Genomic DNA, 16,921 nt, shown 5'->3' on the forward strand with positions numbered 1-16,921 from the left:
CACACTTTCAGTTACTTATATTTTAAATATACAATTTAAGAATCTTAATATCAAGGATTTACAATTTTCATTTTAAAAGAAATTATTTAGTAGATTTAACTTCTCAAAACAAAAAATCTTGAAATGAATCTGGAAAATCAATTTCTATTTTTCTTTAGTGCTTTAGGAGCTTTTAATAGCTCGATTCTTAGTGTTTATTTTTTATTTTTCACAAAGTCAAAAAATATTTCCAACTATTTTTTAGGCGGATTATTAACTGTTTTAAGTATTCGAATTTGGAAATCTTTGTTTTTCTATTTTAATCATAATTTATCAAAAAACTATTTACAAATTGGACTTACAGCTTGCTTTTTTATAGGTCCTTTCTTATATTTTTTTATTAAATCAAAACAAAAAAAAGAAATTCATTGGAAAGCTCATTTAGGAATTCTATTTGGAATTATTTCTATAATTGGTTTTCTTTTTCCTTATAAATTACATGTAGAATTTTGGAGTAAATATTTATATAAAATCATCAATTACCAATGGTTAATTTATATGATAATTTCAACATTTCTATTAAAAAACTCCTTAAAAAAATTGACTAAAAAATCGGAAAAATGCACCAAAAATGAAATCTGGATGTTGAGTATTTATTTCGGAATTTTCTTGATTTGGGCTGCTTATTTCACTTCGTCTTATACTTCATATATATCAGGAGCTTTGTCTTTTTCTTTTGCCTTTTACATTACAATTCTTTTATTTTTCATCAATAAAAACAAGGAGAAACAATCAATTCAAGCCAAGGAAAAATATGTAAATTCTAAAATTACAAAAGAGGAAGCAATTCAAATTCTTTCACAAATTAATTTACATTTAAAAGAAAAAGAATTGTATAAAAATTCAAATTTAACTTTGACAATTTTAGCAAAAGAATTAAAAATACGACCGCATTTAATTTCACAAGTTTTAAATGAAAATTTACAAAAAAATTTTCCACAATTTATCAATGAATTTCGAATTCAAGAAGCCATTAAACTTTTAAAAACTGAAAATCACTTAAAAATGGAAATCATTGCAGAAAATTGTGGATTTAATTCAAATAGTACTTTCTATTCTGCATTTAAAAAAGTAACTGGTACAACTCCAGCAAAATACGCTAAAATTCCTGTTTCTTAATTCTTCAAATGTATACATTCGGAATTTGAAATTATAGGATTTTAAACCAAAAAAAGCTAGTATTTCTACTATTGCTAAAAATTAAGTTTAACTAAAATTAAAGTAAATGAAACGATTTTTAGCAATTGCATTTTCCATCATTTTTGGAATTAATTCTTTTTCACAAACAGAAGAAGAACAAATAATTAATACCTTAAAAAACTACATTGAAGGAACTTCTTTTAATCAAACAAAAACTATTCAAAAAGCATTTTATAAAGATGCAAATTTGTATTTAAGTCATCCTAAAAAAGATATTTGGATTGTTCCAATTTCAGAATATCAAAATTGGTTTGACAACAAAAATAAAGGGAAATTTAATGGACGAATTGGAAATATTATTTCAATTGATTTTTTCCAAGATATTGCTACAGCAAAAGCAGAAATTTTAATTCCAGAAAAAGAAACCAGATTTATTGATTTATTTCTATTAAAGAAAATAAATAATCATTGGAAAATTATAAGTAAAACTGCTTCTAAAGAAAAAAGTAAAAACTCAGGAAATAAAATTCTTTTTATCGTTTCCAATGCGCATTTTCATGGAAAATCTGATCTTCCTACAGGAAATAGTTTTTATGAGTTAATCAGTGCTTTTGAAACATTTAAAAATGCAGGATTTACAGTTGATTTTGTAAGTCCAAATGGTAAAGCAATTCCAATAGCATATATCAATACATCAAATTTAAATCATAAAAAATATTTGTATAATTTTGATTTTATGTATGCTTTAAAAAACACTAAATCGCCGAAAGAAATTACTCCTAAAGAGTATAAAGCTGTTCATTATATTGGAGGTGGATCAGCTATGTATGGTGTTCCTGAAAATAAAGAAATTCAAAAAATTGCAATGGAAATTTACGAAAAATATGGAGGAATAATTTCTTCTGTTTGTCATGGAACTGCTGGAATTGTTCATTTAAAAACTTCAGATGGAAAATTTCTTGTTGATGGAAAAAATATTTCTGGTTATCCAGATTCTTATGAAAAATATGATGCAGAATATTACCAACAATTTCCATTTAAAATTCAACAAACTATCGAAAAAAGAGGAGGAAAATTCCAATATTCACCAAGAAACACAGCACATGTTGAAAGTGATCAAAATGTTATAACAGGACAAAATTATCTCTCTTCAAAATATGTTGCATTAAAAATTATTGAAGAATTAAATAAACAAAAATAATTGAAGTCTTTTACGGGAACCCGTAAAAACTCTTCCTAAAATTAATTCATTTTTGTAGCAATGAAAACAAAGTATTTTTGGGAAATATTGCTACAAAAAAAATCCATATCAATTTGATATGGATTTTTAATATTATGTAATAAAACTATTGTTTATTATTGTTATTATTTTCCTTTTTTACAGGCTTCTCTTTTCTTGGAGGCCTTGGTAAAAGAGCTTTTCTAGAAACTTTAGGTTTCTTAGTTTTAGGATCAATTCCTAAATATTTTACATCAATAACATCACCAACATTTACAACATCAGTAACATTTTGTGTTCTTTCCCAAGCTAATTCAGAAATATGTAATAAAGATTCTTTTCCTTTTACAAATTCAATTACAGCTCCGAAATCTAACACTTTTACAACTTTTACTTCATAAGCTGAACCAACTTCAGGCTTGAAAGTAATATTATCAATTTGTTGGATTACAGAATCAATTTTAGCTTGATCAGTTCCTAAAATCTCTACGATACCTTTACCGTCTTGTTCCTCAATAACGATAACTGTATCTGTTTCTTTTTGCATTTCTTGAATTACTTTTCCTCCAGGTCCAATAACAGCTCCAATATATTCTTCAGGAATTGCGATTTTAACCATTTTAGGAGCATGTTCTTTCACAGCTGTTTTAGGTTCTGCGATTGTTTCTGTAATTCTATCCATAATATGAAGTCTACCATCACGAGCTTGATTTAAAGCTTGCTCTAAAATATCATAAGATAATCCTTTGATTTTGATATCCATTTGACAAGCAGTAATTCCATCTCTTGTTCCAGTAACTTTGAAATCCATATCTCCTAAGTGATCTTCATCTCCTAAGATATCAGATAAAACTGCAAAATTTCCTGTTTCTTCATCTGAGATTAATCCCATTGCGATTCCAGTAACAGGCTTTTTAATTTGAACTCCTGCATCCATTAATGCTAATGTACCAGCACAAACAGTTGCCATTGAAGAAGAACCATTTGATTCTAAAACTTCAGAAACTACACGAACTGTGTATGGAGATTCATCTGGCATTACAATTTTTAATGCTCTTTGTGCTAAGTTTCCGTGTCCAATCTCTCTTCTTGAAGTTCCTCTTAAAGGTCTAGCTTCACCAGTTGAGAATGGAGGGAAATTATAATGTAAATAGAAATTTTCTTCTGATTGGAAAGTAGGTAAATCAATTACATTAGCTTCTCTTGAAGTTCCTAAAGTTACAGTTGCTAATGCTTGCGTTTCTCCTCTTGTGAAAACTGCTGAACCATGTGTAGATGGTAAATAGTCAATTTCACTCCAAATAGGACGAATATCTGTTGTTTTTCTACCATCTAAACGTAATCCTTCATTTAAAACCAAATCACGAATTGCTTTTTTATGGTATTTATTGAAATATTTTCCAACTAATTCTCCTACTTCTTCTAATTCTTCTTCTGAGAAAGTTTCTTTTAATTCATCTTTGATGATAGAGAATTTTTCACCTCTTTCTTTTTTAGAACTTCCTTCTTTTGCGATTGCATATACTCTATCGTATACAAAATCTTTAATTTTTTCTGCTAAAGCTTCATCTTCTGCTGCTTCAGCATATTCTCTTGTTTCAGTTACATTTAACTTTTCAGCTAATTTTAACTGCGCTTCACACTGAATTTTGATAGCATCATGTGCAACTTTAATTGCTTCTACCATTTCAGCTTCAGAAACTTCTTTCATTTCCCCTTCTACCATCGTTACAGAATCTGCAGAAGCACCAACCATTAAGTCGATATCTGCTTGCTCTAACTGCTCACGAGTTGGGTTAATGATATATTCTCCATCTAAACGTACGACACGTACTTCTGAAATTGGAGCTTCAAATGGAACATCAGAAATCGCTAAACATGCAGAAGCAGCAAGACCTGCTAAAGCATCTGGCATAACATTTTCGTCATGAGACATTAATTGAATCATGATTTGTGTTTCATTGTGGTAATCTTTTGGGAAAAGAGGACGTAATACACGATCTACTAGACGCATTGTAAGAATTTCTTCTGTACTTGGTCTCGCTTCACGCTTGAAAAATCCTCCTGGGAATCTACCTGCAGCTGCAAATTTTTCTCTATAATCTACAGTTAATGGTAGGAAATCTACACCTTCATTGGCTTCTCTGGCTGAAACAAGAGTTGCTAGCAACATAGAATTTCCCATTCTTACTACTACAGACGCGTCTGCCTGCTTTGCTAGTTTTCCTGTTTCGATGGAAATGGTTCTACCATCCCCTAAATCAATAATTTCTGTATGAACTTTAGGAATCATAAAAAATTTTTAGTTCTTAATTAAACAATTGGTTTGTGTGTTGTGTTGTTGTGTTGTTTTTGTGTGTAAACCAATGAAAAGTTATATTTAAGCTTTCTTAATATAAATAAAAAAAGAGGCAAAAAGCCTCTCTTTTCTTGGAATTATTTTCTAATTCCTAATTCTTTTATGATTGCACGATATCTGTTGATATCTTTTTTCTTTAGGTAGTCTAATAAGCTTCTTCTTTTACCTACTAACTTTACTAATGAACGCTCTGTGTTATAATCTTTACGATTTTTCTTTAAGTGCTCAGTTAAATGGTTAATTCTGTAAGTAAATAAAGCAATTTGTCCTTCTGAAGTTCCAGTATCAGTTGCTGACTTACCGTGCTTTGCAAAAATTTCTTGTTTTTTCTCTGCTGTTAAATACATGCTAACATTAAATTTTAATTAATAATTTTTATGTATTGATAACTTCAATAGTTATTCAAAGCTGCAAATTTACTATTATTTTTTTGAATACAAGTCGTAAAATTAAAATATTACAAATCCTTTGGAAAATTCTAACAAATAATAGTGAATCCTTAAGTTCTTAGGAACGAATAGGATTATTTTGCACTAAATCAATATATAAATTAATTTGCTTCTTTAAATTCTTTCTTTCTACAATCTTATCTAAGAATCCGTGTTCTAATACAAATTCAGCTCTTTGGAATCCTTCTGGTAAGTCTTTACCTGTAGTATCTTTTACTACGCGAGGTCCTGCGAAACCAATTAAAGCATTAGGCTCTGCGATGTTGATATCTCCTAACATTGCGTAAGATGCTGTAGTTCCTCCTGTTGTTGGATCTGTACATAATGAGATGTATGGTAATTTAGCTTCTGCTAATTGTGCCAACTTTGAAGATGTTTTTACTAACTGCATTAATGAAAGTGAAGCTTCCATCATTCTTGCTCCTCCTGATTTAGAAATCATCAAGAATGGAAGTTTATTTTTAATAGCATAATCAATTGCTCTTGCAATCTTTTCTCCTACTACACTTCCCATGGAACCTCCAATAAAACTAAAGTCCATTGCAGCAACAACTAAATTTCTTCCAAAAGATTTTCCAACGGCTGTACGAACAGCATCTTTTAAATTAGTTTTGCTTTGCGCAGCTTTTAAACGGTCTGTATATTTTTTTGTGTCCTCGAATTGTAATGGATCTTTCGATACCATATCTGCATCCAATTCCTCAAATTCATTATTGTCAAATAAAATTTCAAAGTATTCAGCACTACCAACCCTCACGTGATATCCATCTTCAGGGCTTACATATAGATTTCTCTTTAACTCGTCTGAATCAACTATCTTACCACTAGGTGTTTTATACCATAATCCTTTTGGGACATCTTTCTTAGCTTCTGTTGGCGTTTGTATCCCTTTATCTTTTCTTTTAAACCAAGATGACATAGTGTATATGGGTTTTATGATTTCGTATTTAAAATGGGGAGCAATTTAATAAAAAAATAAAGAGTATTTAAATTAAGTTCAAATACTCTTCATTTTTATTAAATTATAGTATTATAATGTATCTACATTATTTAAATCTTCAAAAGCTTGCTTTAAACGAGCTTTAAAAGTTAATTCTCCTTCTCTAATCCATTTTCTTGGATCGTAATATTTCTTATTTGGAACGTCATCTCCTTCTGGATTTCCAATCTGAGTTTTTAAATACTCTTTCTTTCCCTCCATATAATCTCTAATTCCTTCCATATAAGCAAATTGAAGATCTGTATCAATATTCATTTTGATAGTTCCATAAGAAATCGCTTCTCTAATTTCTTCTAAAGAAGAACCTGAACCTCCATGGAATACAAAATCTACAGGGTTTTTCTCTGTATTAAATTTCTCTTCAATATGTTTTTGTGAATTATCTAAGATTTTTGGTGTAAGCTTTACATTTCCAGGTTTGTAAACTCCATGAACATTTCCAAATGACGCCGCAATTGTAAACTTATCACTTACTTTCTTTAATTCTTCATAAGCATAAGCAACTTCTTCTGGCTGTGTATATAATTTTGATGAATCAACATCTGTATTATCAACTCCGTCTTCTTCTCCACCTGTAATTCCTAACTCGATTTCTAATGTCATCCCCATTTTCGACATTCTTTCTAAGTATTGTTTACAGATTTCGATATTCTCTTCCAAAGGTTCTTCTGATAAATCAATCATATGAGAACTATATAAAGGTTTTCCTGTTTCTTTATAAAATTGTTCTCCTGCATCTAATAAACCATCAATCCAAGGAAGTAATTTTTTTGCACAATGATCTGTGTGTAAAATCACAGGAACTTCATAAGCGTCTGCTAATAAATGAATGTGTTTTGCTCCAGCAACAGCTCCAGCAATCGCAGCTTTTTGATTTTCATTAGACAATCCTTTACCTGCATTAAAATGTGCTCCACCGTTTGAAAATTGAATAATTACAGGTGCATTTAATTCTTTTGCTGTTTCTAAAACTGAATTAATTGTACTTGAACTTGTAACGTTTACTGCAGGAAGTGCAAAATTTTTGGCTTTTGCTAATTTGAAAATTTCTTGAACTGCATCACCTGTAGCAACGCCTGGTTTAATTTGATTACTCATTTTGTTGATGTTGTTTTATAGTTGTACAAAGGTAAAAAAAAAGTATTCCGATACTCCGAAAATTTTCGGAATGTCAATTTGCTTCTTTTTTTCTCAAAAAAACCTTTGATTTTTTAATAAAACAAAAATTTACTCTCCTTTTCTCGCCTTATATTCTCTAGGTAAATTACAATAATAAATCATATCATTAATAGGTGTAGGAACATCGTTTTCTTTTCCTAATTTTACCACCATTCCATTTAAATAATCAATTTCTGAATGCTTTCCATTCCATAAATCTCTACATGTAGAAGTTGCTCCTTCATATGGAAAATTATCAATTACATCCATTATTTTATCTGCAAATTCTAATTCTAATTTTCCATTGACTTTTTGACTTACAGCACAAATTTCTATCAATGAATCTCTTAATTTCTCTCTTGTTTCTGGAATTTCTCGAACTCTTCCAAAACTTGTTCCTGTGATGCTAATTAATCCTCCAGTACAAATCAACACAAATTTCTCCCATAATTTCTTTTCAATATCATCAGTCATTATAGTAGGAATTCCGGCATTTGTAAAAGTATTTTCTAATCTTTTTAATCTTGGTGTAAATTCTTGATTATATTCTCCAATCGTTATCATCGGCGTATCTCCAAAATGATTTATCATTCCTGGCTCTTCAATTTTACTTAAAATTTTACAAGAACCTTGAATAATATTTTCCTTTGGAATTCGTGATTGCATTTCTTCTGCAATTGAAATTCCATTTTGAAGTGGAATTACAATCGTATCTTCTTTCATTATTGCAGAAATCGCTGGAAGTGTATCTTTTACTTGCCAAGTTTTTGTCGTATGAATAATCACATCTGGATTTTGAATCGAATAAATATCATCTGTCGCTTCTACTTTATCCAGATGAAAATTTCCAAGTGCACTTTTTACTGTTAATCCATTATTTTGCATTGCTCGTAAATGATTTCCTCTTGCTACAAAAACAACATTATTTCCTGCTTTTGCTAAAAGCGCTCCAAAATATCCTCCAATGGAACCAGCTCCAATAATTACTATTTTCATTTTTGATCGTTTTTTGAAATAATATTAAAGATAGTTAATAAATCAACGCATATGAAAAGAGTTTTTTGCTAAAATTATTTTAAAGAAAATGCAATTTTCACTCCTTGAATAAACATATCTGTTCCAATAATTGAAAGAATTAATCCCATGATTTTTCCAATTACTAAAATCAAATTATTTCCAAAAAAGCGAAGAATTTTTCCACTTAAAAGAAAAGAAATATAAGTCAACAAAATCATAAATCCGAAAATTAAAATCAAAACTAAAATCTTTGTATAACTTACATTTGCAACGAAATTCATCGCTGTAACAATAGTTCCTGGTCCTGCTAAAATCGGAATTGCCAAAGGTGAAACCGCAATCGCTTCATCCAATTTAAAATTCGATTGATGTTCTGTTTTTACTGGTTTTGATTGTAACATTTCAAATCCTACATAAAAAAGTAAAATTCCTCCTGTGATTTTAAATGCTGGAATTGTAATTCCAAAAAGTTGAAAAATATATTTTCCTAAAACAATAAAACAAACCACAATTCCGAAAGCAATTAAACAGGATTTTCTAGCAATTTTTCGCTTATTTTCTTCTGTTTCATTTTCAACTAATCCAGCAAAAATAGAAGTATTTGCAATGGGGTTCATCACTGCAAAAAAACTAGTTATAATACTTAATCCAAATGTAAATAACTCACTCATTTTCAGAAAAAAATTATGCTAATAATCAAAATTAATTGATTTTATTGAGCTAAAATCAAAAGAGTTTCCCAAAATTAAATCGCAGATTTTTAGATTTTTATGTTAATAAATTCCTAAATCGGCATATGATTTGCTAGTTATTCGAAAATTTATCATTTTTTTACGAAATCTTAAACTATAAAAATTGAACATGAAACAAACTTTTACTCTATTATTCCTACTAATTTCTATACAAATTTCAGCGCAAATACAGGGAAAAGTAACAGATTCAAAAAAAGAAGGTCTTCCAGTTGTAAATGTTTATACGGACAATGAACTTACTGGTACAACTACAAATGATGACGGAATATTTGTTCTTGATATTCATAAAAAAGGAACTTACACTATCGTTTTCCAATATTTAGGATTTCAGACACAAAAAAAGACAATTACTGTAGATAAATTTCCTTTTGAACTTAATGTTATTTTAAAGGAAGAAAGTGTTTCTTTAAGTGAAGTAACAATTAATTCTAATGAAAATCCTGCAATTCCAATTATTCGAAAAACTATTGAAAACAGAAGAAAAAACTTAGAAAAAATCGGGGAATATTCTGCGGATTTTTATTCAAGAGGATTATTTAAAATTAAAGATGCTCCAAAGAAATTTTTAGGTCAAGAAGTCGAAATGGGAAATACTGTTTTAGATTCTACAAGATCAGGAATTATCTATCTTTCTGAAACTATTTCAAAAATTAGCTATCAAAGACCAAATAATTTTAAAGAAAAAATTATAGCTTCTAAAACAAGTGGAGAAGACAATGGAATCAGTTTTAACCAAGCTTCCGAAGTAAATTTCAATTTGTATGAAAATACAATTGATATGGGAAAACCAATTATTTCTCCAATTGCTGGAAATGCTTTTGCAAATTATCGTTACAAATTAGAAGGAACTTTTTATGATGAGCATGGTTTTATGATTTATAAAATTAAAGTAATTCCACGAAGAGAAAATAATCCAGTTTTTAGCGGATTTATTTATATCGTAGATGAACAATGGTCTTTATATGGAGCTGATTTAACGATTACAGGAAAGCAAATGCAACAACCTGTGATTCAAGATTTACAAATCAAGCAAACTTTTAATTATCAGAATCAAGATAAAATTTGGGTTGTAATTTCACAAACAATTGATTTTAAAGCTGGAATTTTTGGTTTTAATTTTGATGGTCGTTTTTCTGCTGCTTATAGTAATTATAATTTTTCGCCAGATTTTACTAAAAAGACATTCGGAAAAGAGATTTTATCTTTCACAGAAGATGCAACAGAAAAAGATAGTACATTTTGGAAAAATGAAAGAAAAGTTCCTTTAACAGAGGAAGAAATTAAAGATTATAAAGTTCGTGATAGTATTGTTGCAAGAGAAAAAACACCAGAATATTTAGATTCTATTGACCGAAAAAATAATAAATGGCGTTGGGGAAATCTGATTTCTGGTTATAGTTATCAAAATTCGAAGAAAAATTGGAGAATTTCTCTTGAAATGCCATTGGATAAATTTCGATTTAATACAGTTCAAGGTTGGAATTCAAATATAGATGTCAATTTTAGAAGATATAATGAAAAAAAAGGTTCTCGACTTTATGCTTCTACAAAAATTGCTTATGGTTTTTCGGATGAAAGAGTTCGTCCTTCTGGTTTTATCGGATATCAATTTAATCAAAAAACATATCCTTATTTAAGTATTGCAGGAGGAAATAGAGTTCGACAATTTAATAAAGATGAACCAATTTCTCCATTGATTAATACGTTTACCTCTCTTTTTTATCAAGATAATTATATGAAAATTTATGAGGAAAATTTTACCTCAATTCAATATTCTCAAAGAATCGCAAATGGAATTCGTTTGACAGGAAATGTTGGATATTATGATAGAAATCCACTTTTCAACACTACAGATCAAACATTTTTCCCAAAAAAATATAGAGCTTATACTTCGAATAATCCTTTTAATCCAAATAGTACACAAGCTAGCTTTGAATCAAATTCAATTTATAAAGCTTCTGTTGCGTTACAAATTCGTTTTGGAGAAAAATATATGAGTTATCCGAATTTCAGAATTACAATTCCTTCTTCTAAATATCCAACATTGACTTTTGCATATGGAAAAGCTTTTGGAGCGAGTAATTCTGATTATAATTATGATAAGGTTATTGGGAAAATTCAGCAAAGTTTCGACATTGGGAATAAAGGAAATTTCAGATATAATATTGAAGCAGGAAAATTCTTTAATGCAGACAATATTTCAGCAGTAGATTATCAATTTTTTAATGGAAATGAACTTAATTTCTCTACACAATCTCATTATATAAACGTATTTAATTTACTTCCTTATTATAAAATTTATTCAAAATCTGAATATGCTACTGCTCATGCAGAACATAATTTTAATTCGTTTATTCTTGGAAAAATTCCTTTAATCAACAAATTAAATTACAATTTAGTAATCGGTGGACATGCACTTTTTACAAAAGAAAATAAACCTTATACAGAATTTTCTGTCGGTTTAGACAATGTCGGTTTTGGAAAATTTCGAATTTTTAGAATCGATTATTTAAAATCTTATTTTGGAAATGAAGAGAATGATGGATTTGTGATTGGAGCCAAATTAGGATTTTAAATACATACTTAATTTCTTACAGTTTTTCTTTGGTAATGTAGAGAAGTTTGTACTTCTCTACATTTTTTATATGTTCATCTGCCTAAACGTTAAACTTATTCTTGGTTTTGTAATTTTTTTAGAAGTTAAAATACTGTGTTTCCAAAAATTTTGCGTTTCTCCTTTCATTTCTAATAATTCACCATTTTTCAGTTCAAAAACTATTTTTTCTTTTGTTTCATTATGTTTAAAAGCAAATTTTCGAGTTGCGCCAAAAGACAAAGAAGCAATCGAACCATTTTTCTTCAATTCTTTTTCATCATCACTATGCCAAGAAACACCTTCATTTCCGTCGTGATATAAATTCATCAAACAAGAATTATAGCTTTCGTTTGTATAATTTTCTACTTTCTTTTTCAATTCTAAAAGAAGAGAATTCCATTGCAGCGCTTCTCTTTTCAGATTAGAATATGTATAATCCAAAGGAATATCGGCATACCAAGCAACTTTTCTTTTAGTGATAATATGTTTTCCAAAAATAATCGCTTCATCATTTTTCCAAGCTACTTCTTGAAATAATCTTTTAAAATAAGCATCTGCTTCTACGGTATTAAAAATCTCACCAAATAAGTGAATTTCTCCATCTTTTGGCAACCAATTTTTAGTTGAATCTTCTTCGAATAAACGCATTTATTAAAAATTTTAATGAGCTAAAGTACTCTAAATTAAATAAGAAATAGATATTTTTATATTACTATTAACTATAAAATGAATTCTATGAAGAAACTATTGCTATTGTTTATGGCTTTTCTTTTCACCACAACTTATGCGCAAAAAAAATCAGATTTCTATGGAAAATGGAAAGGAAAAGACGAAAAAGAGGGAATTGGGTATTTTAAATTTACAAAAGATGGTTTTGCTTACATGCTCATGAATGGACAAGAAAAAGGCGGTCCTTCTTATCAAAATGGAGAAACTACAGAAAGTTTAACCTATAAAGTAAATCTCAAAAAAAAATCTGGAGAACTTCAACTAATTTTCACGGATACAGAAACTGAAGAAAGTTATATTATCTCTTTTTTATTGCGTTTTTTAAATAAAAATGAAATAAAAGTCGCTTCTAATTTTTCAGAAGAAAAACCAACAGATTTTACAGATGATAATTCATTTATTTTAAAAAAAGTAGAAGAATAATATGCATAAAAAAACACCTTAAGAAATTAAGGTGTTTTTAATTTTGAGCCGATAGAGGGACTCGAACCCACGACCTGCTGATTACAAATCAGCTGCTCTAGCCAGCTGAGCTATATCGGCAAAAAAAATGTGTAATATAAATATTTTAGAATATATTTTAAAAGAGCCGATAGAGGGACTCGAACCCACGACCTGCTGATTACAAATCAGCTGCTCTAGCCAGCTGAGCTATATCGGCAAAAAAAATGTGTAATATAAATTGTAAAATATATTCTAAAAAGAGCCGATAGAGGGACTCGAACCCACGACCTGCTGATTACAAATCAGCTGCTCTAGCCAGCTGAGCTATATCGGCTTTTTCACATCGATAATAAAAGAGTTATCCTTTATTATTTTTGCGATGCAAATATACATACTTTTCTTAAGTATGCAACTTTTTGAATTACATTTTTCTGCTTTTTTTTAATAGTTTTTTTTAATTATTTATTTTTCAAACAATTAAAAACTACATTTTTTACAAAAAAGAATCATTATGATAATAAAACCAATTCGTCAGGATTGATGATTTTATTTTGTACTGCATAAATAATTAATCCAGCTGTATTTTTTGCTCCTGTTTTTACATATAAATTGGTCTTATGCGATTCAATAGTTTTTACAGATAAAAATAATTTATCCGCAATTTCTTTTGTACTTAATTGCTGACAAAGAAGTTCTAAAACTTCTATTTCTCTATTAGTTAGCTTTTGCTTTTCATCAATTTGAAGTTTAGGAATTTTCCCAGAAACTTGTCTTCTCATTACAGTAACTTGTTCTGGTGTAAAATAGAATCCTTGATTTTTAACTGTTTCGATAATCTCTACTAATTCTTCTTGATCAATTTCTTTAGGAAGAAAAGCGTGGACACCTAATTTCAACATTTGTCCGAAAAAAGAAGCTTTATAAAACGTTGTTAACACGATGATTTTGATTGTACTATTCATTTTTTTTAGCTCTTCCAAAACCATCAAACCATCGCCATCTTTCATTCTTAAATCTAAAAGAATAACTTCTGGTAATTCTATATCAGATTTAATTTTTTCTAAAAATTCATTTCCGCCATTTGCAACTAAGATAGTTTCAATTCGTTCTGTATTTTTAAAATATCCGCTTAAAAGTTGTACAATTAATTTATCGTCATCAACAATTCCAAGTTTCGTTTTTACTATGTTGTTTTGTTCCATTATTTTTTAAAATGTTTCGTGATTGATGTTTAAAATAAAGATAGTTCCTTTATTTAATTCTGACTTCATTTTTGATTTTCCGTTTAATAGTTCTACTCTAGAATTGATATTTTTCAATCCAATTCCACCAGTACTTTCTTGTTGAAAACCAACACCATTATCTTCTATTTTTAATTGTAAATTTGTTTCTGTGATTCTTAAATAAATTTCTAAATGCGTTGCCTTTGCATGTTTTATAATATTATTTATCACTTCTTGAAAAACTCTAAAAAGTTGTAGTTTATGTGTTTTTTCGAGTTTTAAATCGTAAAATATTTGTGTGTAATAATTGATTTCAAATTCTGATTTCAAATCTGCAATTTGCTCTTCTAACAAATCTTGTAATTCCATCATTTCAAAAAAAGGAGGTGTTAAATCGTGTGAAATTCTTCTTGCTGTTTGCATTGCAGAAACAATTTTTTCTTTAATCGAATCGTGTTGACCATTAATATAAAGCAAACGAAGAATATTTAATTGACTAACAAGATTATCATGCAAATCTCCTGCAATTCGATTTCTTTCCTCTTCTTGAATATCAATACTTCTTTGCAATAATTGTTTTTGAGCTTCCAATTTCAAATCTGCATTTTTTCGTTCTTGTTTTTGAATTTGTTTTACATAATTTCGAACTAAAATTACATTAACCATTACTAAAATTAGAAAGAAAAAAATTACAACCCAGATCCAAATTGCAATGATTTCTGGTTTTTGCCATTCTGCCATGCGAAGTAAATTATTGAGATATAAATTAGTTGAAATAAAAATGCTCTAAACATCCAAAAAGGAGCTACTAAATCGATATGTTCATTGATTAAATAGTTGGATGCTAAAGAAATAATCGTATCTGTTGTATAAAAACTTAATATTGTAATATTGAAAAAAGTGGCGCCTTTTTTTAATTTTATTTTTCCTTGAATTACATCATTGAAAAACAAGAAACTCATTCCTATAATCATTAAATTAAAAAGAATGACACTGAAAGAATGGTAATCTTCTACTTCTTTCATATCATAAATTTGAAGAAATAAAGTAATACTACTTATCCCAAATATATAATATTTGAATTTCTTTATCCAAACGGTAAAAAACTTCTTATAAATCAAGTAAAGTAAAATAAGATTTACAAAGCTCGCCAAAGGAATGATATAAATATTTATATCATATTTATAAAGTATAATACTGTTTACAATCTCAAAAAATAAATTTGAGATCGTAAACAGTAAAAAATATTTTCTAATTCTTTTCACAAAGAAAATTAAAAATAAGCTTGTTATAATTGAAATTGTAATTGGTACGAAAACCAATAATTCTTCAACTAAATCATAATCCATTTATATCAAATTAAAGTCGTCTTTTCCTATATCACCAGAGAAAGGAGGAACTGGTCTACTTGTATTATACATTAAAAATGATTGCGGTTTTTCTTCTGTAGTATTAATATAATTTGAAATTATAAATTCTACTTCATATTTATTGGCTAGAGGAGTTTGTTCTCCAATAGGTAACGGATTTTCTACTTCCTTCTTTTTTAAACCATAAAAAGCTATCGCTTTATTAATTCCTGAACCTAATTGAAATAATTTTTCAAAATTTTCTCTTGGCATACAAATAACTTGTGGTTTATACTGTGTATTTGTCATCCATTGATACCCATAAACATTCCATAAAAAGTTTCTATTTAGTGCTTCCTCTCGAGAAACTTCTGTTCCATTATCAAATTCTGCGAAAGGATTGAAAATAGATAATTTCTCAGAATTTTCAATTTCTCTTGTAAAATTTGCTTTTAAAACTAAATTCGAAATCTCCGCTTCTGGATCAGCTCCTTTCAAATTTTTATCTGCCTTATCACCAATCATATAAACATAAAATTGATTATGTTCTTCATTCGTAACAAAATAAATATGTACGTAATTTTCAGAATTATCCTTTAAATAAGTATTATATTGTTCTCTAGTTATTTCAAAACAAAATCCAAGATTCATCACATTTATTGCAATGGAAGGTTTCTCCGCAATTTCTTTCCACTTGCTTGTGTTTTCTCTAGCTTGATTTAAAGTTAATGTTCTAGTTGTAGTTTTTGTTAAATTTGATTCAAATGTCTCCATTTCTCTAATATATTTTTTCGTTATCTCACAAATTTAACATTACTAATGTATTAAAGTGTATTTTTTTATATTTTTTTTAATCCATATCAATTAATTAACAATCCAATCTTGAAGGATTTTTCTCATTGTAATAAATGAATATTTCTTTCTACTATCTGAAAATTTTTAAAATGTTTTTTACTATAGAAATTTTAGAATTATCTAATTTTTCCAACATGAAATTCAAACGAATCATCGCATCTCTTGGATCAGGTTCTAAATTCATTATGATTTCAAGTAATAATTCTTCTTTATGAATTAAAAAATCAAATCTAAGTTTCTTTGTTTTTGAAATTGCTTCCCAAATTTGAATTCTTTCTTCTAAATTAAAATTTTCAAATGAATCCAATAATAACATCTGTAATGATTTAACAATTTTTATTTTATCCTGTTTTTCTTCTTCAACATTTAGTTTTAATTTCTCTTTCCAACCCTCTTTGTTAATATTAATTTCGGGCAATTTATTTGAAACTAAAATTAATTCTTTATCTATTTTTAAAATCTCTTTAAGAATAAATTTCATAACAATTTTCTACAGTTTTATTTATAAAAAAAGCCCAATTAAAATTGAGCTTATCTATTTTTTTAATAATTAGTTCTAATAAAAAGGTATTCCTAATTATAAGATTTCTTT

General features: G+C 28.2%; 16 protein-coding genes and 3 tRNA genes. 4 read left to right on the top strand and 15 right to left on the bottom strand.

Features of this window, described 5'->3' with window-relative positions; translation table 11 throughout:
* Nucleotides 1-123: 123 nt before the first annotated feature.
* Nucleotides 124-1,158, top strand: a complete 1,035-nt coding sequence (locus tag I1A51_RS06430) for a helix-turn-helix domain-containing protein (protein ID WP_196892208.1) — start codon at nt 124-126, stop codon at nt 1,156-1,158.
* 106 nt (nt 1,159-1,264) lie between these two features.
* Entirely contained in the window at nt 1,265-2,380 is a 1,116-nt protein-coding gene (locus tag I1A51_RS06435; RefSeq protein WP_196892210.1) for a nuclear transport factor 2 family protein, read from the top strand.
* A 145-nt stretch (nt 2,381-2,525) separates the two neighbouring features.
* On the opposite strand, the gene I1A51_RS06440 is transcribed toward I1A51_RS06435, so the two are convergent.
* The 6 genes from I1A51_RS06440 to I1A51_RS06465 form a co-directional block, all read right to left on the bottom strand.
* Nucleotides 2,526-4,691: a polyribonucleotide nucleotidyltransferase gene (locus I1A51_RS06440; protein ID WP_196892211.1), complete on the bottom strand. Its 2,166-nt coding sequence runs from the start codon at nt 4,689-4,691 to the stop codon at nt 2,526-2,528.
* 143 nt (nt 4,692-4,834) lie between these two features.
* Entirely contained in the window at nt 4,835-5,104 is a 270-nt protein-coding gene (rpsO, locus tag I1A51_RS06445) for a 30S ribosomal protein S15 (RefSeq protein WP_196892218.1), read from the bottom strand.
* Nucleotides 5,105-5,264: 160 nt separating this feature from the next.
* Complete coding sequence (gene accD / locus I1A51_RS06450) at nt 5,265-6,125, bottom strand: acetyl-CoA carboxylase, carboxyltransferase subunit beta (protein ID WP_196892220.1); 861 nt, start codon at nt 6,123-6,125, stop codon at nt 5,265-5,267.
* 111 nt (nt 6,126-6,236) lie between these two features.
* On the bottom strand, nt 6,237-7,304 hold the full coding sequence (gene fbaA, locus I1A51_RS06455; RefSeq protein WP_196892222.1) for a class II fructose-bisphosphate aldolase: 1,068 nt from the start codon (nt 7,302-7,304) through the stop codon (nt 6,237-6,239).
* 129 nt (nt 7,305-7,433) lie between these two features.
* The gene (locus tag I1A51_RS06460; protein ID WP_196892224.1) at nt 7,434-8,360 is read right to left on the bottom strand and encodes a ketopantoate reductase family protein; all 927 of its coding nucleotides are present in this window, start codon (nt 8,358-8,360) and stop codon (nt 7,434-7,436) included.
* Nucleotides 8,361-8,434: 74 nt separating this feature from the next.
* Nucleotides 8,435-9,052, bottom strand: coding sequence for a MarC family protein (locus tag I1A51_RS06465; protein WP_196892226.1), 618 nt, complete (start codon nt 9,050-9,052; stop codon nt 8,435-8,437).
* Between the two features lie 190 nt (nt 9,053-9,242).
* Between I1A51_RS06465 and I1A51_RS06470 the strand changes: the two genes are divergently transcribed.
* A complete protein-coding gene (locus tag I1A51_RS06470) occupies nt 9,243-11,708 on the top strand; it encodes a DUF5686 and carboxypeptidase regulatory-like domain-containing protein (RefSeq protein ID WP_196892227.1) in 2,466 nt (821 codons plus the stop codon).
* Between the two features lie 66 nt (nt 11,709-11,774).
* Here I1A51_RS06470 and I1A51_RS06475 read toward each other — a convergent pair whose 3' ends face one another.
* Entirely contained in the window at nt 11,775-12,377 is a 603-nt protein-coding gene (locus I1A51_RS06475; RefSeq protein ID WP_196892229.1) for an alpha-ketoglutarate-dependent dioxygenase AlkB family protein, read from the bottom strand.
* Nucleotides 12,378-12,464: 87 nt separating this feature from the next.
* Here I1A51_RS06475 and I1A51_RS06480 point away from each other — a divergent pair, with 87 nt between their 5' ends.
* A complete protein-coding gene (locus I1A51_RS06480; protein ID WP_196892231.1) occupies nt 12,465-12,881 on the top strand; it encodes a hypothetical protein in 417 nt (138 codons plus the stop codon).
* Between the two features lie 46 nt (nt 12,882-12,927).
* Here I1A51_RS06480 and I1A51_RS06485 read toward each other — a convergent pair.
* The 8 genes from I1A51_RS06485 to I1A51_RS06520 all read right to left on the bottom strand — a co-directional run bounded on the left by I1A51_RS06485 (nt 12,928) and on the right by I1A51_RS06520 (nt 16,810).
* Nucleotides 12,928-13,001, bottom strand: a tRNA-Thr gene (locus I1A51_RS06485).
* 44 nt (nt 13,002-13,045) lie between these two features.
* Nucleotides 13,046-13,119 (bottom strand) — tRNA-Thr (locus tag I1A51_RS06490).
* Between the two features lie 43 nt (nt 13,120-13,162).
* A tRNA-Thr gene (locus I1A51_RS06495) sits at nt 13,163-13,236 on the bottom strand.
* Between the two features lie 175 nt (nt 13,237-13,411).
* On the bottom strand, nt 13,412-14,104 hold the full coding sequence (locus tag I1A51_RS06500) for a response regulator transcription factor (protein WP_196892233.1): 693 nt from the start codon (nt 14,102-14,104) through the stop codon (nt 13,412-13,414).
* A gap of 6 nt (nt 14,105-14,110) precedes the next feature.
* Complete coding sequence (locus tag I1A51_RS06505) at nt 14,111-14,866, bottom strand: sensor histidine kinase (RefSeq protein WP_196892237.1); 756 nt, start codon at nt 14,864-14,866, stop codon at nt 14,111-14,113.
* Nucleotides 14,815-15,150, bottom strand: coding sequence for a hypothetical protein (locus tag I1A51_RS06510; RefSeq protein ID WP_196892245.1), 336 nt, complete (start codon nt 15,148-15,150; stop codon nt 14,815-14,817). Before I1A51_RS06510 ends, I1A51_RS06505 begins: the two co-directional genes overlap by 52 nt.
* Nucleotides 15,151-15,474: 324 nt before the next feature.
* On the bottom strand, nt 15,475-16,248 hold the full coding sequence (locus tag I1A51_RS06515; RefSeq protein ID WP_196892247.1) for a hypothetical protein: 774 nt from the start codon (nt 16,246-16,248) through the stop codon (nt 15,475-15,477).
* A gap of 151 nt (nt 16,249-16,399) precedes the next feature.
* On the bottom strand, nt 16,400-16,810 hold the full coding sequence (locus I1A51_RS06520; protein ID WP_196892248.1) for a hypothetical protein: 411 nt from the start codon (nt 16,808-16,810) through the stop codon (nt 16,400-16,402).
* Nucleotides 16,811-16,921 lie beyond the last annotated feature (111 nt).

Source organism: Aureivirga marina (assembly GCF_015767265.1).
GTDB classification, from domain to species: Bacteria; Bacteroidota; Bacteroidia; order Flavobacteriales; family Flavobacteriaceae; genus Aureivirga; species Aureivirga marina.